This is a genomic window from Erythrobacter sp. (assembly GCF_024305245.1).
Taxonomy (GTDB): domain Bacteria; phylum Pseudomonadota; class Alphaproteobacteria; order Sphingomonadales; family Sphingomonadaceae; genus Erythrobacter.
In genome coordinates this window covers 90,844-117,400 of the sequence record NZ_JAMWYX010000005.1, presented here as the reverse complement: position 1 = coordinate 117,400, position 26,557 = coordinate 90,844, and the positions used below count along the sequence as shown (strand labels likewise).

The 26,557-nt window shown below is 63.2% G+C and carries 25 protein-coding genes; 20 read left to right on the top strand and 5 right to left on the bottom strand.

Annotation, left to right across the window (positions count from 1 at the left end):
- Window positions 1-2,556, bottom strand: coding sequence for a TonB-dependent receptor (locus Q0L48_RS09110; protein ID WP_296719938.1), 2,556 nt, complete (start codon window positions 2,554-2,556; stop codon window positions 1-3).
- A gap of 195 nt (window positions 2,557-2,751) precedes the next feature.
- Between Q0L48_RS09110 and Q0L48_RS09105 the strand changes: the two genes are divergently transcribed.
- Both Q0L48_RS09105 and Q0L48_RS09100 read left to right on the top strand, forming a co-directional pair.
- Complete coding sequence (locus Q0L48_RS09105; RefSeq protein ID WP_296719936.1) at window positions 2,752-3,426, top strand: hypothetical protein; 675 nt, start codon at window positions 2,752-2,754, stop codon at window positions 3,424-3,426.
- A 153-nt stretch (window positions 3,427-3,579) separates the two neighbouring features.
- A complete protein-coding gene (locus Q0L48_RS09100; protein ID WP_296719933.1) occupies window positions 3,580-6,114 on the top strand; it encodes a TonB-dependent receptor in 2,535 nt (844 codons plus the stop codon).
- Between the two features lie 86 nt (window positions 6,115-6,200).
- Here the strand turns inward: Q0L48_RS09100 and Q0L48_RS09095 are convergent, their stop codons facing one another.
- A complete protein-coding gene (locus Q0L48_RS09095) occupies window positions 6,201-7,133 on the bottom strand; it encodes a DUF1838 family protein (RefSeq protein ID WP_296719931.1) in 933 nt (310 codons plus the stop codon).
- Window positions 7,134-7,276: 143 nt separating this feature from the next.
- On the opposite strand from Q0L48_RS09095, the gene Q0L48_RS09090 reads away from it, so the two are divergent.
- Genes Q0L48_RS09090 through Q0L48_RS09070 form a run of 5 tightly spaced genes read left to right on the top strand, consistent with a single transcriptional unit; the run spans window position 7,277 to window position 12,208 of the window.
- On the top strand, window positions 7,277-8,101 hold the full coding sequence (locus Q0L48_RS09090; RefSeq protein ID WP_296719929.1) for an aldolase/citrate lyase family protein: 825 nt from the start codon (window positions 7,277-7,279) through the stop codon (window positions 8,099-8,101).
- Window positions 8,094-8,603 (top strand): MaoC family dehydratase, encoded by a 510-nt coding sequence (locus tag Q0L48_RS09085; RefSeq protein ID WP_296719927.1) that lies wholly within the window; start codon window positions 8,094-8,096, stop codon window positions 8,601-8,603. Before Q0L48_RS09090 ends, Q0L48_RS09085 begins: the two co-directional genes overlap by 8 nt.
- A 25-nt stretch (window positions 8,604-8,628) precedes the next feature.
- A complete protein-coding gene (locus Q0L48_RS09080) occupies window positions 8,629-9,816 on the top strand; it encodes an acyl-CoA dehydrogenase family protein (protein ID WP_296719924.1) in 1,188 nt (395 codons plus the stop codon).
- A gap of 14 nt (window positions 9,817-9,830) precedes the next feature.
- Complete coding sequence (locus Q0L48_RS09075) at window positions 9,831-11,060, top strand: CaiB/BaiF CoA-transferase family protein (protein ID WP_296719923.1); 1,230 nt, start codon at window positions 9,831-9,833, stop codon at window positions 11,058-11,060.
- 32 nt (window positions 11,061-11,092) lie between these two features.
- Window positions 11,093-12,208 carry a CaiB/BaiF CoA-transferase family protein gene (locus Q0L48_RS09070; RefSeq protein ID WP_296719921.1) on the top strand — a complete coding sequence of 372 codons (1,116 nt, stop codon included), beginning with the start codon at window positions 11,093-11,095 and terminating at the stop codon, window positions 12,206-12,208.
- An 8-nt stretch (window positions 12,209-12,216) separates the two neighbouring features.
- Here the strand turns inward: Q0L48_RS09070 and Q0L48_RS09065 are convergent, their stop codons facing one another.
- Window positions 12,217-12,972: a GntR family transcriptional regulator gene (locus Q0L48_RS09065; protein ID WP_296719919.1), complete on the bottom strand. Its 756-nt coding sequence runs from the start codon at window positions 12,970-12,972 to the stop codon at window positions 12,217-12,219.
- A gap of 41 nt (window positions 12,973-13,013) precedes the next feature.
- Between Q0L48_RS09065 and Q0L48_RS09060 the strand changes: the two genes are divergently transcribed.
- From Q0L48_RS09060 to Q0L48_RS09015, 10 genes are read left to right on the top strand one after another with little or no spacing between them, the layout of a single operon-like run.
- Window positions 13,014-14,243 (top strand): MmgE/PrpD family protein, encoded by a 1,230-nt coding sequence (locus Q0L48_RS09060; protein ID WP_296719918.1) that lies wholly within the window; start codon window positions 13,014-13,016, stop codon window positions 14,241-14,243.
- Window positions 14,240-15,538, top strand: coding sequence for an MmgE/PrpD family protein (locus tag Q0L48_RS09055; RefSeq protein WP_296719916.1), 1,299 nt, complete (start codon window positions 14,240-14,242; stop codon window positions 15,536-15,538). Before Q0L48_RS09060 ends, Q0L48_RS09055 begins: the two co-directional genes overlap by 4 nt.
- Window positions 15,538-16,905, top strand: a complete 1,368-nt coding sequence (locus tag Q0L48_RS09050; RefSeq protein ID WP_296719915.1) for a phenylacetate--CoA ligase family protein — start codon at window positions 15,538-15,540, stop codon at window positions 16,903-16,905. The genes Q0L48_RS09055 and Q0L48_RS09050 overlap by 1 nt, the downstream gene beginning before the upstream one ends.
- Window positions 16,905-18,086, top strand: a complete 1,182-nt coding sequence (locus Q0L48_RS09045) for an amidase (RefSeq protein ID WP_296719913.1) — start codon at window positions 16,905-16,907, stop codon at window positions 18,084-18,086. Before Q0L48_RS09050 ends, Q0L48_RS09045 begins: the two co-directional genes overlap by 1 nt.
- Before the next feature lie 3 nt (window positions 18,087-18,089).
- Complete coding sequence (locus Q0L48_RS09040; RefSeq protein WP_296719912.1) at window positions 18,090-18,398, top strand: REDY-like protein HapK; 309 nt, start codon at window positions 18,090-18,092, stop codon at window positions 18,396-18,398.
- Between the two features lies 1 nt (window position 18,399).
- Window positions 18,400-19,203, top strand: coding sequence for an SDR family NAD(P)-dependent oxidoreductase (locus tag Q0L48_RS09035; RefSeq protein ID WP_296719910.1), 804 nt, complete (start codon window positions 18,400-18,402; stop codon window positions 19,201-19,203).
- Window positions 19,203-20,075, top strand: coding sequence for a polysaccharide deacetylase family protein (locus Q0L48_RS09030; RefSeq protein ID WP_296719908.1), 873 nt, complete (start codon window positions 19,203-19,205; stop codon window positions 20,073-20,075). Before Q0L48_RS09035 ends, Q0L48_RS09030 begins: the two co-directional genes overlap by 1 nt.
- On the top strand, window positions 20,072-20,830 hold the full coding sequence (locus tag Q0L48_RS09025; protein ID WP_296719907.1) for an enoyl-CoA hydratase/isomerase family protein: 759 nt from the start codon (window positions 20,072-20,074) through the stop codon (window positions 20,828-20,830). The genes Q0L48_RS09030 and Q0L48_RS09025 overlap by 4 nt, the downstream gene beginning before the upstream one ends.
- Window positions 20,827-21,729, top strand: coding sequence for a VOC family protein (locus Q0L48_RS09020; RefSeq protein WP_296719906.1), 903 nt, complete (start codon window positions 20,827-20,829; stop codon window positions 21,727-21,729). The genes Q0L48_RS09025 and Q0L48_RS09020 overlap by 4 nt, the downstream gene beginning before the upstream one ends.
- Entirely contained in the window at window positions 21,726-22,031 is a 306-nt protein-coding gene (locus tag Q0L48_RS09015; RefSeq protein WP_296719904.1) for a YciI family protein, read from the top strand. Before Q0L48_RS09020 ends, Q0L48_RS09015 begins: the two co-directional genes overlap by 4 nt.
- Before the next feature lie 7 nt (window positions 22,032-22,038).
- Here Q0L48_RS09015 and Q0L48_RS09010 read toward each other — a convergent pair whose 3' ends face one another.
- Window positions 22,039-23,091, bottom strand: coding sequence for a nuclear transport factor 2 family protein (locus Q0L48_RS09010; RefSeq protein WP_296719902.1), 1,053 nt, complete (start codon window positions 23,089-23,091; stop codon window positions 22,039-22,041).
- Between the two features lie 71 nt (window positions 23,092-23,162).
- On the opposite strand from Q0L48_RS09010, the gene Q0L48_RS09005 reads away from it, so the two are divergent.
- The 3 genes from Q0L48_RS09005 (at window position 23,163) to Q0L48_RS08995 (ending at window position 25,397) form a co-directional block, all read left to right on the top strand.
- Window positions 23,163-23,921 carry a hypothetical protein gene (locus Q0L48_RS09005; protein ID WP_296719898.1) on the top strand — a complete coding sequence of 253 codons (759 nt, stop codon included), beginning with the start codon at window positions 23,163-23,165 and terminating at the stop codon, window positions 23,919-23,921.
- A gap of 575 nt (window positions 23,922-24,496) precedes the next feature.
- Window positions 24,497-24,949: a pyridoxamine 5'-phosphate oxidase family protein gene (locus Q0L48_RS09000; RefSeq protein WP_296719897.1), complete on the top strand. Its 453-nt coding sequence runs from the start codon at window positions 24,497-24,499 to the stop codon at window positions 24,947-24,949.
- Between the two features lie 202 nt (window positions 24,950-25,151).
- On the top strand, window positions 25,152-25,397 hold the full coding sequence (locus Q0L48_RS08995) for a hypothetical protein (protein ID WP_296719895.1): 246 nt from the start codon (window positions 25,152-25,154) through the stop codon (window positions 25,395-25,397).
- Window positions 25,398-25,514: 117 nt separating this feature from the next.
- Here Q0L48_RS08995 and Q0L48_RS08990 read toward each other — a convergent pair whose 3' ends face one another.
- On the bottom strand, window positions 25,515-25,946 hold the full coding sequence (locus Q0L48_RS08990) for a hypothetical protein (RefSeq protein WP_296719893.1): 432 nt from the start codon (window positions 25,944-25,946) through the stop codon (window positions 25,515-25,517).
- Between the last annotated feature and the right edge of the window lie 611 nt (window positions 25,947-26,557).

Below are 26,557 nucleotides of genomic sequence, written 5' to 3'. Positions count from 1 at the left end.
TCAGAAATCGTGGCGCGCCCGTATCATCCAGGTGCGCGGCGGGTTCAGATAGGCAAAGTTGGCGAGCGAGGATTCGACCGCTTCCTCATCGAAACAATTCCGGCATTCGGCCGCCAGCGCCCATCCTGCGACATTGCTGAGCGTGAGCGTGGCGTTGACGATCCAGCGCGACGGGCTGAGCGAACCTGTCGCCGGGTCGATCGGGTCTCCGAGGCCGAGCGTGTTGCTCGGGAATACCGTGCCCGACGGTCCGGTTACCGCCTGATCGAAGAGCGTCACCTCGCTGGTGCCGACCTCGCTTTCGCTGCGCCAGTTGGCGTTGATGGCCGGGGTCAGGGTAAAGTCGCCCATTTCCATTGCGTAACTGCCGCCGATCGCGACCGTCCAGTCGGGGGTGCGAACCGGGGTCGAGATCGAACCGTCGGGGGAAACGATGCCGACGCCGCAGGCTGCGGCGTTGTCTGTCCCGGTTGCATTCGGAAGCAGACCAGTGGCGAGCTGTCCGAGACAGTCGGCCTGTTGCGCGGCGACCGACTGGATGCCGAATTCGTCGAACTCCGGGGCATTCGCATCGATGCCGTATTCGTCGTCCTGATACCCGATCGCCGCGAACAGATTGAGGCCATCAGCCGGAACCGCGGTAATCTCGACTTCGACACCCTTGTTCTTGTAATCGGCGAAGTTGCGGGTGATGAACGCAAGCGAGCCATTGTCGCGCACGAAAGCGGACGGGGTTTGCAGGTCCTGCACGTCGAGCCAGAATCCGGTGACGTTGAGCCGAATGAGCCGGTCGAACAGCTCGGTCTTGGCGCCCGCTTCATAGCTCCATGCGGTTTCCGGGCCGAACGGGAACAATTCGCCCGGTGCGGTGCCGCGCGCGTTCCAGCCGCCCGACTTGAAGCCGCGCGTGGCGCTGGCAAAAAGCATCACATCATCGTTCACGGCATAGTTGATCGCAAAACGCGGGGTCCACAATCCGACAGATTGTTCGGTCGGGATCTGCACGCCATTGGGCGCCACGAGATTGGTGTCGATGATGCAGGTCGACGGGCCGAACTGGTTTGGCGCCGAGCAAAGATTGTTGCCGATGGGCGTGCGGTTGTCACGGATCGAGAATGTCTTGGTTTCGTCGGTGTAGCGGACACCCGCCGTTACCGTCAGCGCATCGGTCAGGTTAATGTCAGCCTGCAGATAGCCTGCCCAGGCCTCTGCGGTATTGTCGATCGTGCGGTCGGCCAGCAGCAGCGGGAAGCCATCGGGCGGCGGGCCGGCCGGGCCGAGATTCAGCGAGAAAATATCCGCAAAATCCGTTTCGTTCTCTTCGTAGAAGTAGAACACGCCGCCAACCAGATCGATCAGCCCGTTGCCGATCGAACCGGTGAATTTCACTTCCTGCGTAATCTGGGTGTGCGTGCCTTCATTGACGATGGAGAACCCGCCATAGGTGAAGCCGGTTACCGGAGGAACCGGATTGGCGATCGTCGGCAGGCCGCGACCGTCGGCAAAATCGAGCGCAAAATCCTGAGCTATGTCGACGAAGCCAGTGATAATGTTCACGGTCCAGTCGGGCGACAACTCGACTTCGAGATTGGACGAGATGAAATCCATCGTCGCTTCGTTGCCAAGGCCGAAATTGGCCTTGTCGCCGCTTACCAGCGGACCGAAGACCGGGCTAATGAAGTTTCCGCCCTCGGTCATTCCGGTCGCGACGAACCGGCCATCGCAGTTGCTTGGGTTGGCCGGGTCGCAATCGAAATTGAGGGCGTTGGTCGAATCCGCGAAGGTGTGAATGTAGGAGCCGGTCCAGCGCACCGTATCCGACAGTTCGCCGCGCAGACCGAGCCGCACGCCCCAGCCGTCATTCTCGTTGGTGCGTTCACCCGTTACGTTGTTGATCGCCCAACCATCATCGTCCTGGAAATAGCCCGAAACCTTGACCGCGAAGGTGTCGGCCAGGGGAATGTCGAGCGAGGCGCGCGCGAGATACTGGTTATACGAACCATATCCTGCTTCGACATAGCCACCGAATTCATCATCCGGTTCTGACAGGAAGACGTTGATCGCCCCGCCGGTTGTGTTGCGGCCGAACAGCGTTCCTTGCGGTCCGCGCAGCACCTCGATCCGGTTGACGTCGAACAGCGACAGATTGTTGGCGTTCTGGCGCGAAATGTAGATGTCATCGACATAAGTGCCGATCGGCGGGTCGAATGTCGCGATGCTTTCGGTATTGCCGATGCCGCGCAAGTAATACGAATTGGCGGTGCCGAGGCCGGTATTGTTCAGCCCGACGAGGTTCGGCACGAATTGCGCGACGTCCAGCGCCGTCACGGCCCCGCGGATGCGCAGTTCCTGTGCATCGAAAGCCGTAATGGCGATCGGCACGTCCTGTACGCTTTCCTCACGGCGCTGGGCGGTAACGATGATCGAGGATAGCCCGCGCTGCTCCTCCTCGGCGCCTTCTTCATCCTGAGCAAGAACAGTGGTCGGGAACGCGGTCAGGGCAATGACCGATGTCACGCCGAGAAGCGCAAGCCTCTTCGTGGTGCGAATGTCCATTACGGCAAAATCCTCCATATCAAAGGGTGACGCCGGTTTGTCCCGGTCTGCAATTCCCATCCTGCGGGTGAAATTTGTCCGGACAACCTCTTGCTTGTCAAGCGGGGAAGTGCAAATTGTCCGGACAAATTGCTCGAATCTTTCAATTGCCGTGCCGTTTGGGCAACAGGTTTGCTTTCCGGGGGGAGCCACACGATGTCGGATTTTGCCTATCCTGTGCTGGTGTACGTCCATCTCCTGCTGTTCGTGCTCTGGCTTGGAGCGGATGTGGGGGTGTTCGTTCTGGGACAGCATTTCCGCAAACGCGACAAATGGTCGCTCGACCAGCGCATCGCCCTGCTCACCTTGCTGGTCGAGATCGACATGGTCCCGCGCAGTGCTTGGGCGCTGATGGTGCCGTTGTCGCTGAGCGTGGTCGATAGCGGCGGATGGTGGGATGTCCCGATCTCGCTACTGGTCGGAGCGTGGGCGGTGGGATTGGTGTGGCTTGCGCTGGTGTGGGATTCGCACATGCACGATCAGACCCCGCGCGCGGCGCGCAACCGCCGGATCGAAGGCTGGCTGCGCTGGCTGATCGGCGGCTTTTATCTGTGGCTGGGCGGCCAAAGCCTAATATTGGACGCGCCGCTTTCGCCGGATTGGCTCGCGGCCAAGGCGCTGCTGTTCGGTTGCATCTTCATCGCCGCGATCATGATAGATGTCGCCTTCAAACCGGTCGGTGCGCAGCTTGCCGCAGTGCTGACCGAAGGATCGAGCGATGCTACAGAACTCCCCTTGCGCCGCACCATGGATCGCACCCGGATCTGGGTCTGGACGGTCTATGTGCTGCTGCTGGTGACGGCATTCCTGGGGAATGTGAAACCCTTCTGATTTCTGGGATCGGGCGGTTCAGCAGCATGGCTTCCACGCAGCGCTTGAATCGCGTTCACAGCGCCGCAACAAAATTTGTCTGGACAAATTTTGTTGCGGCGGCAGAAATAGGGGCAGGGATGAACAGGGGGTCGCGCTGGGGAGCGCGGCCTGATGGGAGACAAGCAGATCATGAAGAAGATCATTCGCAGCGCATTGCTGACGGCCACGATGCTGACGCCCGGCGCACTGATGGCGCAGACCGATGCCGAGGACACCGTCGAACAGCCCATCTCGGTTGCATCGCAGAGCAACGAGATTATCGTTACTGCGCGCAAGCGCGAAGAATCGCTGCAGAGCGTGCCGACCAGTGTGTCGGTCACGACGCAGGAAACCATCCAGCGGCTCGGCCTCGACAGTCTCGAGGAAATCGCCAACACCACGCCCGGCCTCTTCTTCGACGAAAGCTTCGGGCGTAACGGCAACCGTCCGGTGATCCGCGGGCAAGCAAACATTCTGGGCGAATCCGGCGTCGCCTTCTTCATCGACGGGATTTACTACACCGGCAGCCTTGCCGATTACGATGTCGACTCGATCGAGCGGATCGAAGTGGTCAAAGGCCCGCAGAGCGCATTATACGGACGCAATACCTATTCGGGCGCGATCAACATCATCTCGCGCATGCCGGGCGACAGGTGGGAAGGGCGGATCGTCGCCGACATTGCCGAGCATGACCGGTATGAACTGACCGCCGCGATCCGTGGACCTGTTTCCGATGGCCTGTCGATCGGTCTGAATGGCCGCTTCTACGAGTTCAGCGGCGAATTCACCAACCAGTTCGATGGCACGAAAATCGGCAAGCAATCCTCGCGTTCGGTATCGGGCATTCTGGCCTGGGACAACGGCGGGCCGTTCACCGCATCCCTGCGCGGTTATTACAACCGCACCGACGATGGCCAGCCCGCGATCTTTCATCAGGATGCGAACCAGAACAACTGCCTCACCGATAACGGCGCACTGTATGGCGGGCGCGGTCGATATTTCTGCGGAATCATCCAGCCGGCGGACGTGAATACCGACTATTCCGTGCAGTTCGTGGATCAGGGCAGAGTCGGGATTGAAGCCGATACCTACAACGTAGCGCTACGCATGGAGTACGAGTTCGCCGAAAACCTGCGGCTCGTGTCGTTGACCGGCTTTAACGACCGCACCGAAACCCAGCTGACCGATGGCGACTATAGTCCGACCAGTTTTCAGACTGCGGTCTTCGCGCGCTTCCCGGCAGGCGCGCCGATCGGGTTCGGCCCGGCAGGCCCGATCTTCCCGTTCGGCTTCGTTGGCTCGACTATCGATTTCAGCTTCGCCAACCTGCGCGAAACGCAGGATTGGTCGCAGGAATTGAAGCTGCTCTACGAGAGCGAGAGCTTCGATATCATCGTCGGCGGTTACTATTTCGATCAGAGCGACGACGGTGCCTCGATCCGCACGGTGCCGGCCAATGCCGGGGCGCTCGCCGGGGCCAGCCTGGGTGCGCGCCTCGCCGAGGAGCGGGCGCGCTGCACTGCGAACCCCATCTGCGGCACGACTTTCCCGCTGTTCGGCCCCTCCACGCCCAACGACCGCAGCGAGAACCTGCTCGATATCCGCAACATCGCGGTTTACGGCGCGGTAAACTGGCACATCACCCCCGAATTCAATCTCGGGATCGAAGGGCGCTATGCCGAGGAGCGGATCGAGCAGACAGTATTCTCCTTCAACGACACCCAAATGCGTCCGGCGCCGGTCAATCCGACCGCCACCTTCAAGGCTTTCACCCCGCGGGTCACGCTCGACTGGCAGTTCACGCCCGACAATATGCTCTATGCGATTTACGCCGAGGGGCAGAAGCCGGGCGGGTTCAATGGGCCGCTGGCGATCACCGCCAATGCGGTCGACCCCAATCTCGGGATCGAAACCTTCGACGAGGAAGAGAACAAGTCCTTCGAACTCGGTCTGAAGAATGCGTTCTTCGATGGCGCGGTGATCTTCAACCTCGCCGGCTTCTACACCGACATCTCCGGCTATCAGCTGACTCAGAACGTATCGGTTCCGCCCAACCAGATCAGTGTCGTGACCAATGCGGGCGAGGCGGAAATCTGGGGTCTCGAAGCCGAATTGCGCGGGCAGCTCAGCCCAGGGCTGACTCTGACCGCCAATTACGCGCTGGCCGACACCAGCTTTACCAGCGGTGTGGACGAGAATCAGGGCGTGCTCAACGATGTGGCGGATGACGGGCTGGTCAATTGCTCGACCGGCGACCAGTTCCCGGACATTGCCAGTTGCCAGAGCGCGTTCGGATCGATCGTCGGCCAATCGATTCCGCGCGCGCCCCGGCACCGCATCTTTGCCGATCTCGATTACCGTTCGAATACCGAGATCGGCGGCGGGACGTGGGACTTCTTTGCCGGGGCCAACATCACCTACACCTCGTCGAGCTACGCGCAGGTGCACAACCTTGCCGAAACCGGATCGGCGACCGAGGTCGATGCGCGCATGGGGATCGAGAACGACAATTACCGCATCCAGCTTTATGTCGACAATCTGTTCGACGAGGACGCGATCCAGCAGATCATCCGCTATGCCGACGCGAACAACGATCTGCGCCGCAGCTTCATTGGCGGGCTTCGTCCCGGTCGGCGCTTCGGCCTGATTGTCGCTGCGACATTCTAGAAGCGCAGCCCGCAGCAATAAAAAGGGGCGGCAGGTACTCGACCTGCCGCCCCTTTGTTTTGGCTGCTTGTGTGCCGCCAGCCGGGTTATTCGTGCCCGGTCGCAGGCTTCGCTCCGCCAGCCGCTTCGCGTGCCTGATCGGTCAGCATCTTGAACTTCGTCCAAGTCGTTTCGTTCGGGCGCATATCGTCCTTGGGCGGGGCCTGTTCGTAGATCGGGTAATTGGCCCGGATCTCGTCCTTGAGCACTGCGGGCAGCTCCTCGAACCCGCCGGGCAGTTTGCGGCCCATGGCATTGAATACCATCTGGCCCGGTCGGCTGCCCATCTTCATCCACGGCGCCCATGAGGACAGCCGCACCCAGCTGACCATCGGATAGGCTGTGGGCGTGGTGCTGTCGTAGAGTGAGTCTTTCATCGCGGCAAAATCGAAGATTTCCATCGCATGATATGTGCCGCCGACATAGTCCTGATAATCGCCCGCCAGCGGGTTGGTGTAGAACAGCGGCGCTTCGAATGGCATGAAGACGTAGGGGCCAGCCTCGCGCAGGCTGGCCAGCGTGAAGGGTTTGCCGTCACTGCCGGTGGCGAAATTGGGCCGGCCATTAACCGGGTCATTGTGGATATGCATGACCTTCACCGTCTCGCCGGTATAAGGATTTTCCCATTGATTCAGCACGTCGCCGGTTTTCGGATCGAGCATCAGCATGATCTCGCGGCTGATCAACCGCCATCCCTTGCCGCGTGCCGGATCATCAACCTCGACGCAGCGGCGGATGTTCATCCCTTCGCCCTTGAACAACAGCTTGTCGCGCACACCGGGGCTGCGGCCGTAGATATTGCCCGACCAGTGATAGACCGCGGGCTCGTCAGCCGAGACACCGCATTGCAGCCGCTTGGAGATTTCCAGCGCGTCCTGCGGGTTGGCCGGATCGAGCGTGCGTGCTTCGGCCGGCGCGCCCGCCAGCATCGCGCAGGCTGCCATACCAGTAGCCAGAAGACCGGATTTCGTCGATGTCATCATTTCCCTCCAAACCAGCGTCATAATTGGAACTTGTCCGGACATTCGCACAATTCCTTCTTGACTTTAGATTTGTCCGGACAAATTGTGAAGCCTCAATTCTGACCGGTGCAATGCACGTCAAAGGGACCAAGGAAGCAATCGTGTTTGCCGCCGCCAGCCTGCTTTTCGTACCCGGATCGCGTCCCGATCGCTTTGCCAAGGCATATGGTGCCGGTGCGGGGCTGACGGTGATCGACCTCGAGGATGCCGTCGCCGCCAGCGACAAGGACAGCGCCCGCGCTGCGGCGCTGGAGGCCGTGGCCAGCGCGCCGCAGGGCTGGGCAATCCGCATCAACAGCGTGCGCACGGCAGCCGGGATCCGCGATCTTGCCGCCCTGATCGACGCCGAGGTGCTGCCTGCAGTGCTGCTGGTGCCGATGGTGGAGGAAGCGGGCGATCTGGCGGTGATCGCGGGTGCATTGGGCGAGCCTTGCCCTCAATTGATCCCGCTGATCGAAACTCCGCGCGGCCTGCGTCATGCACTCGCGATTGCCGGACACCCGAAGGCGGCGGCGGTGATGTTCGGTGGGGGCGATTTTTCGGGCGAGCTCGGTGTCGAAATGGCGTGGGAGCCGTTGCTTGCGGCGCGCCAGCAGGTGGTGCTTGCCTGTGCCGAAACGCGCAAACCGGCGATCGACGTGCCGTTCATCCGGCTGGAAGACGAGGCCGGCCTTGCCGAGGAAGCGGCCCGCGCCCGCGCCATCGGCTTTTCAGCGAAGGCTGCGATTCATCCGGCGCAGCTTGCGGCCATCCATGCGGCGTTCCTTCCTTCCGAGGCCGAGGTTGCCGAAGCGCGCGAGGCGCTGGCCGCTTACGAAGCGGGCGGCGGGCAGGCGATCCGGTTCCGCGGCCGGATGCTCGAAGCGCCGTTCATCATCAGGTATCGCGCGCTTCTCGCGCGGCACGAGGAGCAAGCGAATGCGTGATAGCTATATCGAGGTATCCCCCGGTCGATTCCGCGAGGTGCAGGGGCGGTATTTCGAGGATTTCGTGGTCGGCCACATCTATGAACACCGGCCCGGCCGCACCATCACCGATGCCGACAATGTGTGGTTCACGCTGCTGACGATGAACACGCACCCTGCGCATTTCGATTACGAGCTGTCGAAGGATACCGAATTCGGCAAGCCGCTGGTGGTCAGCCCGTTCACCATCGCGCTGATGACCGGTATGAGCGTGTCCGACACCAGCGGCAAGGCAGTCGCCAATCTCGGCTGGGACGAAGTGCGCATGACAAAGCCGCTGTTCGTCGGCGATACGCTCTATTGCGAAAGCGAGGTGCTGGAAAAACGCGAAAGCGCCAGCCGCCCCGAACAGGGCATCGTCACCTGCAAGACCATTGCCAGAAACCAGCACGGCGAAATCGTCGCCCATTACAAGCGCACCGTACTGGTGTGGAAGCGCGGCTTCGGCGCGCTCGACAACTGACCCGACAACCCGCAAGGACCCCCTCATGGCAACTGCCGCAACAATCGAAAACCAGATCCGCACCATCGACCCCGACGAAGAACGCGCCTTCATGGATGCGATCGACCGCTGGCTCGAACGCGAGGTGATCCCGGTGATCAAGCACCACGATCACAATGATTTGTGGCCCGCCGATCTGGTCGCGCAGATGTCCGAGATGGGGCTGTTCGGCGCGACCATCGGGCAGGAATATGGCGGGCTGGGCCTGCCGGCGACCACCTACGCCAAGATCGTAATGCGCATTTCGAGCCACTGGATGGCGATTACCGGCATCTTCAACTCACACCTAATCATGGCCGCGGCAGTGGAGCGGTTCGGCACGGCGCAGCAGAAAGCCAAGTGGCTGCCGAAACTCGCGACCGGCGAGATTCGCGGCGGGCTGGCCCTGACCGAGCCCAATGCGGGCACCGATCTGCAGGCGATCCGCACTGTCGCGAAGAAGGACGAAAACGGCGACTACATCCTCAACGGCACGAAGACCTGGATTTCCAACGCGCTGAACGGCCATTGCTTTGCGCTGCTGGCCAAGACCGATCCCGCTGCCGATCCGCGTTACAAGGGCATGAGCCTGTTCATAGCCGACAAGCGGGATGGGCTATCCACCGGCAAGAAGTTCGACAAGCTCGGCTACAAGGCGATCGACAGCGCCGAACTGGTGATGGAGGATTACCGTATTCCGGCTGACCAGCTGATCGGCGGGGTCGAAGGGAAGGGTTTCTTCCAGGCCACCGGCGGACTGGAACTGGGACGCATTAATGTCGCCGCTCGCGGGGTCGGGCTGGCCGAGGGCAGTCTGCGCCACGCCACCGAATACGCCCAGCAGCGCCACACGATGGGCAAGCCGATTGCCGAACATCAGGCGATCCAGTTGAAGCTGGGCGACATGGTCACGCGCGCACGGGCTGCGCGTCTGCTGACGCTCGATGCCTCGGAAGCCTATGACCGCGGCGAACGCTGCGACAAGGAAGCCGGCATGGCGAAATACTTCGCCTCTGAAGCGGCGGTCGAGAACAGTCAGGAGGCAATGCGGATCTATGGCGGCTATTCCTATTCTAAGGAATACGACATCGAACGCTACTACCGTGACAGCCTGCTGATGTGCATCGGCGAGGGGACCAATGAAATGCAGCGCATGATCATCGCCAAGCAGCACCTGAAGGAAAATCCGGCCTGAACAGGCATTACGCGATGGAACCGGCAACCAACCTTCCGCTCCGGGGCTTCCGGATCATCAGCGCCGAACAATACGGCGCCGGGCCGTATGGCACGATGTTCCTTGCCCAGATGGGCGCCGAGGTCATCAAGATCGAACCGCCGGGCAAGCCCGGCCCGGACGGCCAGCGGCGCGGCGGGGGCGATACCGCACGCGCGGTTGGCCCGCATTTCCTGCGTCCGGGCGAAAGCGTGTATTTTCAGGCATTCAACCTCAACAAGCGGTCATTGACGCTCGATCTCGGCACTGATGCCGGGCAGGAGGTGCTGCACCGGCTGGCGGCCGACAGCCACGCGGTGGCCAACAACATGCGTGGGGATCTGCCCGCGCGGCTGGGGTTGGATTATGCCGCGCTGAAAGACATCAACCCCGCCATCGTCTGCGCGCATCTTTCTGCCTATGGACGGGACAACGCGCGGGCGAAGTGGCCGGGTTACGACTACCTGATGCAGGCGGAGGCGGGTTATTGCCAGATTACCGGCGAGCCTGGCGGCGATCCGCAGCGCATGGGCCTGTCGATGGTGGATTTCATTACTGGTACGATCTTCTGCATCGGCCTGCTCGGCGCGCTGATCGATGCGCAGCGCAGCGGCAAGGGGCGCGATGTCGATACCGATCTGCTGTCTGCCGCCGTTCACCAGACCAGCTATCCGGCGCTTTGGTATATGAACAACGGCGACGAAACCCAGCGCACGCCGCGCAGCGCCCATCCCACCGCCACGCCCAGCCAGATGTTCCGCGCCAGCGACGGGTGGATGTTCGTGATGTGCCAACTGCCCAAGTTCTGGGACATCCTCACCACCCGCATCGGGCGCGGCGATCTGGCCGCCGATCCGCGCTTTGCCACCAATGCCGATCGGCTGGCGCATCGCGACGCATTGACGCAGTTGCTCGATGCTGAATTCAGCCAGCAGCCGATGGCTCACTGGAAGGAGTTGCTGGGCGGCCATGTCCCGGTCGCCCCGGTCTACGAATTGGGCGCGGCGCTCGATAATCCATGGTTAGAGGAAATCGGCCTCCTCGACACGGTATCGCATCCTGACGCGCCCGATCTGAAAGTGCTCGCCAGCCCGCTAAGGTTCGACGGCAAGCGACCGGCCAACCGCGCCGCGCCGCTGCTGGGAGCCGATAGCGAGGCTATCCTTGCCGATCTGGGCTATGACGAAGACGAAATCGCCCGCCTGCGCGCGGGCGGTATCGTCTGACAGTGGGCCGGGCTGGAGGGGTTCGCAGGCATATGGGAAAACTCAGCGGATTTCGCGTGATCGACCTTTCGCAGTTTCTGCCGGGGCCGATGCTGACAGTGATGATGGCCGATCAGGGTGCCGAAGTCATCAAGGTCGAGCCTGCGGGCGGCGACCCTGCGCGTGAACAGGCACCCTTCGATACTTACGACGGCGCGCGCCATTCGGTGTGGTTCGCCAATCTCAATCGCGGCAAGCGCAGCGTGGTGCTCGACCTGAAAAGCGATGACGGCAAGGCCGCCTTGCGCGATCTGATCGCAGGGGCCGATGTGTTCGTGGAAGGATTCCGGCCCGGCGTGATGCAGCGCCTCGGCTTCGACTACGCGGCGGTGAAGGCGATCCGGCCGGATATCGTCTATTGTTCGATTTCCGCCTTCGGGCAGGACGGCGCGCTGGCGCATCACCCGGCGCATGACATGGCGGTGCAGGCGCTCGCCGGGTTTCTCAGCGTCAATGACGGGGCTGACGGAACCCCGGTGGTGCCGGGCGCGCCGAGCGCCGATCTCGCCGCCGGCCTTACCGCGCTGTCGGCGGTGCTGATGGCGCTGGTCGGGCGGGAACGCAGCGGGGAGGGCGCCTATATCGACTGCGCCATGTTCGACAGCCTGCTGCCGTGGTGCGCGCACACCGCCGGAAGCGCGATTGCAGGCGGCGAAAGTCCGCAATCGGCATCGCAGCGCAGCCTAGGCGGGGCGGCGCTCTATCAGATATATCGCACCGCCGATAACGCCCACGTCGCGCTGGGCGGGCGCGAGCTGAAGTTCGCGCGCAACCTGCTCGGCGCGCTCGGGCGCGAGGATCTGCTGCCGCTGGCAGAGGCGCCTGCGGGCGAACAGGGCGAGTTGATCGCATTCCTGCGCGAAACCTTCGCGGCGAAGACCCGCGCCGAATGGGAAGCGTGGTTCGCCGACAAGGATGTGGCCTTCGCCCCGGTGCTCGATTTCCGCGAGGCGCTGGATGCACCGCACGTTGCCGAACGCGGGCTCATCGTTACCGGCGACGGCGGCGGCAGACACATTGCGCCCGCGATCCGTTTTGCCGGTGAGGACTGGGCGCCGGGGCCGATGCCCGGACTGGGAGAAATTGATCTGGGAGAGACCGGCGCGTGAGGCGGTTTTCAGGCCTCGACGTCGATATGCATCGCGTAAGCGAACCGGTCGCCGGGATGGTGGCTGACCGAAATCTCGAAAATCCGGCCCTTGGGATCGAAATAGCAGCGCAGAATGCGCAGCACCGGGCTGCCTTCCTCGACTTCGAGCGCGACGGCAATCGGCGCATCGGCGGCAATCGCCTGAATATCCTGCGTCACCTTGCCGATCTGCACCCCGGCAAGCTGCTCGATCTGGCTGAACAGCGTGCCCGCGCCAAGATCGAGCGCAGCAACGGCATCGCCGAGCATTTCGTGGAAATAGGCATCGGTGACGGCAATCGGCGGCGCGTCGCCCGCATGGCGGCGCACCCCGCGATACCGCGTCCAATCGCCGTGCGTCGGCTCGGCCAGTTGCACCGCGACCTCGCCCGGCAAGGGGCCGCCGCCCTGCAATTCATAGATCACTTCGCTGCCCTGCGCATATTGCAGCAATTCGCCCACGTTCGACAATGGCTGGTGCAGCGCCCCGCCGCGCGCCGCCGCAGGCTGAACTGTGGTGCCCGATCCGCGCCGCCGCTGGATCAGCCCCTCCGCCTCAAGTCGGCGCAGCGCCTCGCGCACGGTGTAGCGGCTGACATCATACTTACGGCACAGCACCGTCTCGGTCGGGAACTGCCGCCCGCCGGCGAATTCGCCTTTCAGGATCGCTTCGCGCAATTCGCCCGCCAGTTGCAGATAGCGCGGGATGCGCTGCGTCTTTGTCTCGGTGGCCTGGGATGCCAAGCTATGCTCCAAATCTCTGGGGTCGGGATAGGCTCGGCAACATGACCGAACCGCTTCTGACCGGACTTGGGCGCAGATTAGCGCGCGGCGTGACAAAAGGCGAGCGTTCGCGTGCGCGGCTGCATCTGCTCGATTGGCTTGCCTGTGTGGCGGGTGCGCGCGGGAGCGAGGCGGCAGCGCTGGGGGCGACGATATCCTTCAACGGCTGGGAGCGTGCGACCTACCTCGGCAATGTGCTGGAGATGGATGATGTCCACCGCACCGCGCTGCTGCACCCCGGCCCAGTGGTGTGGCCGGCCGCGCTAGGCATGGCGAGCGCGGGGATGGACGCACGGCTCGATGCGGCGGTGCGCGGATACGAGGCTATGATCGCCATTGGCGCGGCGTGCGATGCGCACCACTATGCCCGCTGGCATCCGACCGCGAGCATGGGCGGTTTCGGCGCGGCGGCGGCATTCGGCTCGCTGATCGGTTTTGCGCCGGTCGAATATGCCCATGCGCTCGCCAATGCGGGATCGGTCGCGGGCGGGCTGTGGCATATGCGCCATGCACCCGGCGTGCTGACCAAGCAGTGGCATATCCACCACGCGGTGCGCACCGGGCGCGATGCGGCGCTGCATGTGCATTACGGCACGACCGGGCCGCTCGAATTGCTCGAAGGGCCGCAAGGATTGTTCGCAGCGATGACGCAGGCGCCGGGGCCGCTGGCGGGGGATGAGACAGGCTGGCTGATTCATGATGTCAGTTTCAAACCCTTTGCCGCCTGCCGCCATGCTCACCCGGCGATCGACGCGGCGCTGGAATTGCGTGCGGCTGGGCGTTTGCTGCCGCCCTTTGTCGTCGAAACCTATGCCGACGCGCTGACCTTTTGCGACCGGCCCGACCCCACAAGCGAACTGGAAGCGAAATTCTCGCTCCAGCACGCGGTCGCGGTGGTGGCCGACGGGCGCAAGGCCGAGCCGGAAGATTTCACGCCCGAAGCCATCGCCGCGCTTGCCGGTTTGCGCGTGCAGGTGACCGTGGCCGAAGACTCCGCGTTCACCGCCCGCTACCCCGCGCATTTCGGCGCGCGGGTCAACGGGCTGGAGCTGGTCGACACGCTGGGCGACCCCGAACGGCCGGTGAGCGAAGATCACATCATCGCCAAGATGCACAGCCTCGCGCGCTGGGGCGGGCTGGCCACCAGCGAGGCCGAGCGCGCGGTGCGGCTGGCGCTGGAAGGCGAGGACGGGGCCGCCATCGACGCGCTGCTGGAGGCGTGGATCCGGTGAGCGCGACCAGTGCCATTCTCGATTTTGCCTCGGCGCAGCACAGCCTTCCGGCAGCCGTGCGCGCCGACACCATGCGGCTGATTGCCGACACGCTGGCGGGCGGGGCAGCCGGTGCGCACTCGGCCGAGGCGCAAAAGCTCAAATTCGCGATCCGCGCCTTCGGCACCGATCCCGAAGCCGGCCTGCTGTGCGGTGGTGAGGCTCCGGCGGCCTCGGCTGCTTTCTTCAACGGTTTTGCGATCCACTGTCTAGAATGGGACGCCGTCCACGAAGGGGCTGTCGTTCACGCGCTTTCGGTGGTGACCGCAGCCGTGATGGCACAGGCGCACGACATCGGCGGGATCGGGCAGGAGCACGTGCTCGCGGCGGTCGCCGCCGGGGTCGATATCGCCAGCGGGCTGGGTATCGCCGCGACTGGGCCGATGGCGTTCTTCCGCCCCGCCACGGCAGGGGTGATCGGGGCGGCGCTGGCCGCCGCGCGGCTGACCGATATTCCGCCTGACAAATATGCCGACGTGATGGGCCTCGCCTATTCCTTCGCGAGCGGAACGATGCAGGCGCATGTCGAGGCGTCGATCGCGCTGCCGCTGCAGATCGCCAATGCCGCGCGCGCGGCGATCACCGCGGTGGCGCTGGTCGAGGCCGGGATGGAGGGGCCGCATGACGTGCTCGAAGGGCCATTCGGCTATTCCCGGCTGATCGAACCGCTCGATCTGGCGCGCTACACTGCCGGTCTCGGCACAATCTGGCGGATCAGCGAAGTTGCGATCAAACCCTTTCCCTCGGGCCGCGCAAGCCATGGGGCCTTGGGCGAACTCGAAGCGCTGTACCGGGCGGGCCTGCGGCTCGGCGATGTTGCCGGGATCGAACTTTTTGCGCCCCCGCTGATCGGGCGGCTTGTCGGGCGGCCCTACCAGCCTGACATGAGTGCCGCCTATGCACGGCTGTGCCTTGCGATACTTGCGCCATTGATGCTGCGTGACGGGGTGATCGACCCCGACCTGTTCGAAGGCGAAGCGCTCCATGCGCCCGAACTGGTCGCCTTGGCAGGGAAAGTCTCGGTCAGGGTCGATGGCAATCCTGATGGCAACGCCATGGCGCCCCAGCGCATCGTCGTTGGCAGACGTGATGGCGGGGTGATCGAACGTGCGATCGCAGCCAACCTCGGCAGTGTTGCGCACCCGATGAGTGCCGCGCAATCCGCCGCCAAATACGGCCTGTGCCGAAGACTCGCAGGGGCTGATGCCGACCCGCGCATTTTCGATGATCCTTTGGCTTACATGGCGAACTCCTGATGACCTACCCGACCTATTTCGAAACGCTCGACCACAAGCAACTGCTCGCCGACTATCCCATCGGCGACGCCTTCACCGCGCGCTATCGCAGCATGAGCCGGGACGAGCTGTTCGCCGTTCAGGACACGCAGTTCCGCAAGCTGATGGCGCGTGGCTGGCAGGTGCCGTTCTACCGGCGGCTGTGGAGCGCAAAGGGCATCGAGCCGGGCGATATCGGCGGGCTGGCGGACATCACCAAGCTGCCGGTCTATGACAAAAGCGACCTGATGGCCTCGATTGCCGAGTATCCGCCGTTCGGCGATTTTCACGGCATGGGGGAAGCGACAACCCGTCCGCCCACCATCTTTCACACTACCAGCGGCACCACCGGCAAGCCGCAGACGCTGATCTTCGGGCCGAAGGGGCGCGAGGTCGGCAACCTGCTGGTGGGCCGGATGTATCGCTGGATGGGGCTGGAGCCGAGCGATGTCGTCCATTCGGTCTACGGTCACGGCATGATCAATGGCGGGCACTATATCCGCGAGGCCGTCACCCACTTCACCAATTCGGTATTCCTGAGCGCGGGAACGGGGATCGAGACCCGCAGCGTCAATCAGGTGCGGCTGATGGCCGATTTCGGCGTCACCACGATTGTCGGCTTCGTCGATTATATCCGCAAGCTGGCCGAAACCGCCGAGGCTGAAGGGCTGTTCGACAAGATCGATATCCGCATGATCATCGGCCATCTCGGCACCGAAGACCGCGCCAGCACCGAGGCCGCATGGCACGGTGCCAAGGCCTATGACTGGTACGGCGTCGGCGACACTGGCACCATCGCGGGCGAAGGGCCGGAGCGTGACGGGATGTATGTCTGGGAAGATGCGCAATATCTCGAACTGCTCGATATCGAAAGCGGCGCTCCGGTGGCACGGGGCGAGACCGGGGACATGGTCGTCACCTGCCTCTACAAGGACGATATCGCGCCCTGCATCCGCTTCAACACCCACGATATCACCCATGAGCTCGATGGGCGCGGCGAGATCGTGTTCAAGCGTATCGCCGGGTTCAGGGGGCGCAGCGACAACATGGTGAAGCTGCGCGGGATCAATGTCTTCCCCCACGCGATCGGCGCGATTATCGAGAACCGGCCCGATCTGACCGGCGAATATGTCTGCCACCTGCGCCGCGATGCGAGCCAGAAGGACCACATGACCGTGACGCTCGAAAGCCGCGGTGGCAGCGATCCGGGCGAGCTTGCCGAACTGCTGCGGCGCGGGCTGGGGGTCGAGGTCGAGGTGGCGCTGGCTGCGCCCGGCGAAACGGCGAGCGCGACCGAGATCGACACCCGCCAGAAGCCGCTCCGGCTGATCGACAAGCGCGGGGTCTGATGCGCGCGATGATCGATTTCGACGCTCTGGATGCGGCCAACGCCCCGCTCAACGCCTTCAGCGATTTCGACCGCTCGGCGACGTGCGGGGAAGGGCCGCTGGCGGGGCTGACCATCGGGGTGAAGGCCAATATCGCGGTCGCCGGAATGCCGTGGCACGCGGGTCTCGCTGCGTTCGAAATCCGGCTGGCGGAGCGCGATGCCGATGTGGTCGCGCTGCTGCGGCAGGCGGGCGCGGCGATCATGGGCGTGCTCAACATGGAAGAAGCCGCGCTCGGCGCGAAGAGCGACAATCCGCATTTCGGGCCGGTGCGGAACCCGCACCGGATCGGGTATTCGCCCGGCGGATCGTCGGGCGGAAGCGGGGCGGCGGTCGCGGCGGGGCTGTGCGATGTCGCGCTGGGCACGGACACGATGGGATCGGTGCGAATCCCGGCGGCGCATTGCGGCATCTACGGTTTCAAGCCCGCCACCGCGAGCATCAGTCAGGAGGGGTTGGAGCCGGCCGACCTTTCGCTCGACGCGATCGGCCCGCTGGCGCGCGATCTGGTCACATTGGAGCGCGCGGCGCGGGCGATATCGGGCTTTGGCGATGATCCGCTGGAAGGCGCAGGAGCGACGCTGGCTGAGCATGGGGTGGAGGTGCACCCCGAGGTCGCGCGCTGCTTCGACGCCGTGCTCGCCGCGCTGGGCACCAGTCCACAGCCGGTTGCGCTCAGCCACCCGCAAAGCCGCATTCGCTTTGCCGGGTTCATCGGCGTATCGCGCGAGATGGCAGAGCACCTGCGCGGGGTTGCCACGTCGGAGCGGCTGGCGAAGCTGCTCACCTATGGCCCGCGCCGCAGCCTTTCAGACTGGGCCGAGGATCGCGCCATCCTCGACCGCACCCGTGACGAAGTGCGCGCGGTTGTGGCCGAGCACGGATTTCTGATCCTGCCGACCGTCCCCAACCCGCCATTTCCGCACAGCGAGCCCGAACCCGCCGCGCAGGCCGATTTCACCTGCCTCGCCAATATTGCGGGCCTGCCGTCGATCAGCCTTCCGGCAGGCTGGACGTCTGACGGTCTGCCCATCGGCGTGCAGCTGGTCGGCCCGGCGGGAGCGGAGGCGGGGCTGTTCGCACTCGCCCGCCAGCTTGACGATACATTGCGGGCCTATCGCCCACCTGCCCAAGGAGCCTGACCGATGCGTATCATCTGCCTGTTCAACCTGAAGCCCGGTGCCAGTATCGCCGAATACGAGGAATGGGCGAAAACCCGCGACATTCCCGGCGTCAACGCACTCGGCTCGGTGACGAGCTTCACCGTCCACAAGGCCACCGGCGTGTTCGGCGATGATACCGCGACCCCGCACTTCCAGTACATCGAGGTAATCGACATTACCGGCATGGACGCTTTCATCGCCGATATCTCGACCGAGGATTTCCAGGCCGCCGCCGCGCCGTTCCAGGGCTTTGCCGATGCGCCGCAATTCATCCTGACCGAGGATCTGTGAGATGACAGGCAGCTTTGCGGGCAAGACCATCATCGTTACCGGGTCGGGCAAGCACAAGGGACTGGGGCAGGGCATCCTGCAGGCCTTCGCCGATGCGGGCGCGAACTGCGTCGTCTCCGACCGCGTGATCGATGCCGAAGCGACAAGCGTAGCCGAAGACTTGCGCGCCCGCGGGGGCGGTGTCGCGGCCATCGCCTGCGACGTGTCCAAGGCCGAGGATTGCCGCGCGCTGGTCGCGCAGGCTGAGGCGCGGTTCGGCAAGGTCGATATCTTCGTCAACAATGCCGGTATCGGCTTCAAGATGAAGCCGCTGCTCGACGTCGATACCGCTGATGAATGGGATCAGGTGATTGCGGTGAACCTGTCGGGCGCCTTCTACTGCACGCAGGCCGCCGCGCGGGCGATGGTCGAGGCCGGAAACGGCGGGCGGATCATCAATATCGCGTCGCAAGCTGCCAAGACCGGCTTTCCGCACCTGCCCGCCTATGTCTCGTCCAAGCACGGAATGGTCGGCCTGACGCGGGCGAGCGCGGTCGAACTCGGCAAGCACGGCATCACGGTGAATGCGGTGTGCCCCAACCACGTCACCACCGGACTTGGCGCGCAGCAAAACGCCTATTTCAGCAAGCTGCTCGGCTTCGCGACTGTCGAGGAGTACCTTGCCAACATGAGCGCCAAGAACCCGATGGGCCGCCCCGGCCTGCCGTCCGATACCGCTGCTGCCTGCCTGTGGCTTGCGAGCGATGCGGCCTTCTATGTCACCGGTGAGGCGCTGAACGTGTCGGGCGGGGAGGAGATGCACTGATGGCTCTTATCGAAGAACGCATGGACTGGCCCGGTGACGCGAAGATGGCCCTATCGGTCGTCGTCAATGTCGAGGAAGGTAGCGAAATGACCATCGCCCGCGGCGACCGCGGGATGGAGCCGGTCGACGAATTGGGTGTGTTCGTCAAATCCAAGATGCGCAATTATTCGAACGAATCCAATTATCTCTATGGCATCAAGGCGGGTGCGCCGCGGATCGTCAAGCTGTTGAAACGCTATGATATCATGGCCAGCTGGACGGTCGCAGCGCTCAGCCTCGAAAACCACCCGGAAATTGCCGAGGCCATCGTCGAACTCGGCCATGAACCCGTCAGCCACGGTTGGCGCTGGGTGCATCAGTTCAAGCTGGACGAGGCCGAGGAGCGCGACTTCATCCGCAAGGCCGTGACCAGCATCGAGCGCACCTGCGGGGTGCGCCCCCATGGCTGGCTGTCGCGCTACCTGCTCACCGACAACACCCGCCGCTTGCTGTCGGAGGAAGGCTTCACCTACCATATGGACGATTACAGCGGCGACGTGCCGTTCTGGGATCGTGCAACCGTCCCCGGCAATCCGATGTGCATCGTGCCTTACCAGCTCGACAATAATGACATGAAGATGTGGACCGACCCGGCTTTGACCCCGGACCAGTGGCTCGATTATGCCAAGGCGAATTTCGATCAGGTCTACCGCGAGGGCGAGGAAGGCAACCCCAAGATGATGAGCCTCGGCCTGCATCTGCGCATCATCGGGCGGCCGGGGCGCGTCTGGGCGCTGGAGGAATTCTTCCGCCATGTCCGCGCGCATGACGGGGTGTGGGTGACGACCCGCAAGGCCATCGCCGATCACTTCATGGGCGCTTACCCGGCATGAGCCTGCGCCTCATCCGCGAAGGTGCGGTCGCGCGCCTGCTGATCGACCGCGCGGACAAGCGCAATGCCTTCGACATGGCGATGTGGCAGGCGCTGCCCGCGCTGGTGGCAGAAGCGGTGGCCGATCCTGCGGCCAAGGTGCTGGAACTGCGCGCCGCCGATCCGGGCGCGGCGTTCTGCGCCGGAGCGGATATCCGCGAACTGCTCGCCAACAAGGATGACGCAGCATGGCGCGCGGCCAATCAGGCGGCGATCAACCGCGCGCAATATGAACTCGCGCGCGCCGATATCCCGACCATCGCTTTCGTCGAAGGCGACTGCGTGGGCGGCGGCTGCGGGATCGCGATGGCCTGCGATATCCGGGTGGCGGCCCCGGCGGCGCGGTTCGGCATCACCCCGGCCAAACTCGGCCTCGTCTATCCGCTGCACGATGTGAAGCTGCTGGTCGATCTGGTCGGGCCGGGGCAGGCCAAGCGGATGCTCTTTACCGGCGAATTGCTCGGCGCGGACGAAGCGCAGCAGATCGGGCTGGTCGAAATTGTCGGTGACAGCAGCGATGCCCTGACCGCGCAGATCGCCGCCGCATCGGGCAGCAGCGCGCGCGCGATCAAGGACTTCGTACGCCGGGTGCTCGATGGGCAGGTCGCCGACGATGCCGAGACGCTGGCGGTGTTCGCAGCGGCCTTCACCACCCCCGATTTTGCCGAAGGCACCGCCGCCTTTGTCGAAAAACGCAAACCGGAGTTTCGATCATGACCATCCCCCACGGCACGATCATGGGCGGGCTTTCGACGGTGCCTGATCTCGAACAGGGGCTGGCGGCCTATGGCGGAGTGCTGGGTCTCGGATTGGCCGAACGCGGCACGCTCTTCGCCGATCTCGCCGTCAGCTGGGGCTGCCCGGGCAATGCCGGCTCGCCCTATGCAGTGCTGCGGCCCGGCAGCGGCGCGCCGTGCTGGTTCCGGCTGGTCGAACAGCCCTCCCGTCCCGATTTCCGCCCGACCACCACCTATGGCTGGGCCGCGTTCGAAACCACGGTCGAGGATGTCTGGCACTGGCCCGAAGCGCTGCCTGCCGACCTTTTCACGATTGTCGGCCCGCCCAAGGTGCTGGAGAATATCGAACCGGCCTTCATCCCGATGCAGGCGCTGGGGCCGGGGCGCGAGATGATCTATCTCAACCAGGTGCTGGGCGACCTGCCCGACACCGATCTGCCGCGTGCCGCAGCGCCGGTGGACCGCATCTTCATCGTGGTGCTCGCCACACCGGACCGCGACGCCAGCATCGCTTGGTATTGCGATCTCCTCGGCCTGATACGCGGCGCGGATTACACGCTGCCTTACAGCATGATCAACGACGCTTTCGGTCTTGCGCCCGATACGCAGACGACGATCAGCATGGTCAGCCACGGGCGAATGCCGATTGTCGAGGTTGATGATTATCCCGCCGCCGCCACGCCGCGCGCGCGCCATGATGGGTTGCTGCCGCCCGGCAATGCGCTGGTGACCCTGGCGGTCGCCGATCTCGATGCCTGCTTGGCGCAATGGATCGTGCCGCCTGCGGTGCGCCACGGCGCGCTGTACGAAGGACGCCGCGCCGCCACGGCGATGGGCGCAGCGGGTGAGCTGATCGAATGCATCGAGGTGGGGGCATGAAGCTGTTCGTATTCCAGTGCCGCGACGGCGAACACAGCGCGGCTTTGCGCGGCGAGGTGCTGGCCGCGCATCTCGCCTATATCGAGACGAACATCGATTATTTCGCCATTGCGGGCCCGCTGAAGGACGGCGAACGAACGGTCGGGTCGCTGATCGTCATAAAGGCGAAGGATGCCGCCGAGGCCCGCGCGCGGTTCGAGGCGGATCCCTATTTCGCCGCCGGAGTGTGGGAGAAAGTCAGCGTCGACGAATTCCTCGGCCTTGCTGGCGATTGGGTCGGCGGAGCGGCGTGGAAGAACTGACCGCGGCTCAACCAGCTGCCATCGTCTCGGCCGTTGCATCGGGGGCGAAATTGTCCATGTCGCGCCACAGCAGCCACCGTCCGTCCACCCATTTGTAGACCAGCATCGAACGGCCCACAACGGTGCTGGCGGGCTGGCCGGGAAGGGTTACATCCATCCGGTATTTCGCCGTGACAAAGCCATACCCGCCGTCAGCCGTCGCCTCTTCGGGCGCGAAATCGATCACGGCGCTCCCGCCTGCCTGCCCCAACCGGCCGAGGAACTGCACGATCGCATCTGCGCCCGTGATCTTGGGGCTCGCCTGCGTCATCAGCACCGCATCATCGGCGTAGAGGCTGCGCAGCGCCTGCCAGTTGCCCGCTTCGTAGAGCTCCTTCCAGCGCTGTCCTGCCGCGACGAGGCTGGCATAAGCGGCCTCTCCGACAGGCGGCGGCGCATCGGCGCGTGAGCAACTGGCCTGCACCCAGCGCAGGTTGATCCCTATCAGCGATGCATGGGGCGAGGCCCAGCTGTAGCTTTCGGCGCGCGCGGGATCGTCCTTGTGAACATAGAGCACCAGCGAAGGCTTGTTGCGGCTGCCCTTGGCCCAGGTGACGTTGCGCAGACGAATGGTGACGTCGGGGGCGATGCCTTCGCCCGGAACGTTCACGCACCCGCCCTGATCGAAGGTTTCAAGACCGCTGGCGAAGGTCCAGTCGGGCGTGCCGTCCGGCTTGGCGGCGAATTTGCGTGCCGAAACCCAGCAGGTGAAGGGGGCGGCGCGGCGGATCTCGCTGGCATTGACCTGCCAGCCCGAACCGCTTGTCTGCTTGGCAAGGCCGGGGATCGGCCCCGCCTGCCAACCGCCCAGCGCCGCGCCCGACGGGTGAACTGCGCGCCAGCGTCCGTCCCCGCCGACCTCGATCAGCACCGGTTCGGGCCGGGGGCGGCCTGCCTCCTCGGCGAAATGAGCGTCTTCGGTGTTGGTCCAGATACCGGGGGCCAGCGTGCTGTCGTCCGCCTGGGCTGCCGCAGGGGCAACCAGCGCCAGAGCGGCAAGTAGGCGAAGGAATGAGCGCATGACACTTGCCTAGACCAGCGCGGCATGGTTGAAAAGATGTCCGGACAAATCGCGCGCGGGGAGAAGCAGAAATGCGCAGGTTCATCACAGCGACGGCGTTCGCACTGGCGTGGCTGGCGGCAGGCCCGCTTGCAGCCGAACCCGCGGAGCAAACCCCGCGTGCAGTGGTCGAACGCGCTGTGGCGGCGCATGGCGGGGCGCTGTGGCTCGATCCTGGCACGCTCGAACTTTCCGGCACCGCGACATTCTACGACCCCGCCACCGGCGCGGTGCGCAGCACGGCGGAGGATTACCGCATGTGGCGCACCTTCGAGGACGGGCGCACCGCCGCGCACGATGCATCGGGCAAGGTGCGCATTATCGCCAGATCGGGCGACAAATTGCTATTCGAAGTCGGCTATGACGGGGAGACCACCTGGACCGAACGCGGCATCATGCCCCGCGCCGAAGCCGATGCCTATTGGGCCAGCAATTTCGGCTTCGGTATCATCCGTTCGGCGCTGGAAGCGGGTTTCGAACTGCACCATGCGCCCGTCCGCGATATCGGCGGGCGCAGCACCAACATCATCCGCATCCGCGATCCGCAAGGCCAGCAGACATTGTTCGGCTTCGACGCAGACAGCGGGTTCATCACCTACATGGCGTTCGGCGCCCCGCGTGGCTGGCACGAACGGCTCTACAGCGATTTCGTGCGGCTGGAGAATGGGTGGGTGCAAGCGAGGCAGGTGACGCTGCTGTATGACGGGATCATTGCCAACCGCGTGTTTTGGAGCGAGGCCCGGACCGGCGAATCGATCGACCCGACTCTGTTTCAGCCGCCCGCGCCCTGACTGGCTCAGAAAAGCGTTTCTCAGTTCATAACTGGCCGTGAGGCAATGTCCGCATCATTGCGTGCTGCAAGCAGTGAACGAGGCGCGTGAAAAGACCTTGATGCGTATGCCATTCACCGTCCGGCCCGGGTAGGGTTCATGTGATAGCATTGCAAAACGGCTGGGGTTCATGTGAACGCGTCGCAGGGTCTGGGATTAGGCCGTTCCTTAAATGGCGGATTCCGGGCGGGGAGGAGCGGAAGGCTGCCGTCCGGTCTGCAATTCAGCGTCGGCAGTTCTCGACCCAGAGCCGGTCTTTCACGATCAACAGGCTAAACGTCTGCTTTCGCCGAAAACCACCCACGAGCCGCTATGAACTGGGCGACGCGCGATCCCGAAAGCCGTATGGCGGCTTTCCCCGGCGCGCGAAAAATATCTGCCTTTCAGAAACCGATCTCTTAGCGGTCGTTCTCAAAGATCAGTTCCTCCATGATGCCGAGGTGCAAACTCGAAAATGGGTGAGCACCTTAGCAGCTTTTTGGAAGGAACTTCGATCTCACTGACGCGCTTAGAAGGTTCACAGAAAGGCATAACTTATGAGCGACGAAACAACCAAGCAGCATCTTGAACATATTGCAGGAGCAATGAAAACTATCGATTTCGTGATGCTCAACACACACACAGCCAATGGTCAAATTGGCGCTCGCCCAATGAGCAACAACCGGCAGGTCGATTTCGACGGCGATAGCTATTATTTCACCTGGGAAGATTGTCGGATGGTGGAAGATATCAAAACGAACTCGAAGGTAGGCCTTTCGCTACAAGGCGCACCATCTTCCGACGGCGCTCCCGGCATATTCATATCGGTTGAAGGCGAAGCTAAAATTATCCGCGATAAGGCAGAATTCAAAGAACACTGGACCGATGAATTGAGCCGCTGGTTCAAGGACGGCATTGATACCCAGGGCATGGTGATGCTGCACGTTAAAGCCACTCGTGCCGCTTATTGGGATGGCAATGACGAAGGTGATTTTGACATTCAGAAGTAATCTGACCTCACCTTTGTGAGCTCACGAACCATGTTGCAGCTTCTCTCACGTCACCGGTCATGAGCGGCGGCTGGGCCCGGTCCCGAAGCCGGCCGGGCAGCTTCAACGGGCTTGACGCCAGCAGCCGAAATTCTGAGATCGACCCCATTGCGGGCTCTACTGTCTGGTGCCATTTAATTCGAAGCGGCCAGGGTTCGGGGGTTTGGAATCGGTGATCGAACATTTCATCGCCCTGACTGAGCGGCACGAGCGGCTTATTTCCTTAATCGGTGCTGGTTGGTTCGCATGCGGATGCGCGGCCTATGCCAAATTCATCATGCTGCCGGATTTGCCGTTCCTGACCGACGAGGTCGTTCTGTATTCCGGCGCTGCCTACAATGCCCTATGGTTTGGCTTCGGGCGGCCGGCGGTCGAGCGGCACAAGAAGTTGACGGTTGATCCCGAATAACCCGCTTTCACCCGCTAACGGCCATGAGCGGGGCGGAAGCGCAGGCAGGAAACCTGCTAGGCAGCTTCGGCGTGTTTCTCGCCCGAAGCCGAAATTTTCAAACCGACCCCGAAGCTGTTATCCCGACCCAGATTGATCACCGGTCCTCGGACGCACCAACGGGTAGGCCAAAGCTCCGGCGGTAACAGCAACAATTACCCCGATAAGCGCCGCGAAACTAAGGCTGAGAATGACGGGAGTGTTGACCGCAATTTGCCCGTTTGCGCCCAGCGATATGGCGACAGTGTCGAAGCTCGGCTCGCTGAGCAGAAGCAATGCAGCTACTGTAGCAGCAAGGAAGAGTGCGCCGGCGACCGCGCCTGCCTTTGCGGTGATGAGAACCCCTTTCGCAAAGCTTTGGACGCGCCGCCGCCTCGTTCCCAAATAGACAGCGGCTATTCCTCCAAGCAGAAGCCACATTAGCGGCCAAGCATGGCTGAAGGGAAACATGGCGTGGACGAAAAATAGAAGGCCGGAAAGCAGGCCTATCGTGACGGAGCTTAGATCCATCGGGCTTCTCCTCGACTGTCGGGAACGCGCCGTGAAATTAGCGGCTTCAACGCATCGCGCTGACCCATCCCGCTCGTCAGGCTTCCATCAATGGGAAGGCCATTTCAAGCAGTTTGTTCCAAATCCCGAAAGCCCCCGAGGGCATAAGCAGTTCAAGGGGGCCATTTGATCGGGTGACCATGCGGAGCAAGCGCCTTCCAAAAGGTCCTCGCTTCGTGGCTGTGGACATAAATCGATGGGGGAACCGTTGGGGGTACCGTTGGGGGTATCTTTAGAAGAGTATGATCAAAAGTTATTTTGGAGCAGTATGTTAGGTTGACTGAGTTAGTCCCTCCTCCGCTACCAGATAGACCACCGATGAATGGGCGGCGCTGCGGATCCCCGCGTTAATGTCTGCATCCGGGTGAGAGGTGGCAAAACCAACTAGGACTTCCATCCTCACAGCATTCCGTAGTCGCTGCCGTGGCATTAGTTTGCAACAGAGCAAATACGTCAACCATAACGTCGGCTGCAGCCGAAAGCCGCCATGCGGCTTTCGGGATCGAGCCTCGAACCCGCTGATGACCGGAGCTGAGTGGAAAGGGCGAATGGCGGCTTGTAATCACTCTCAG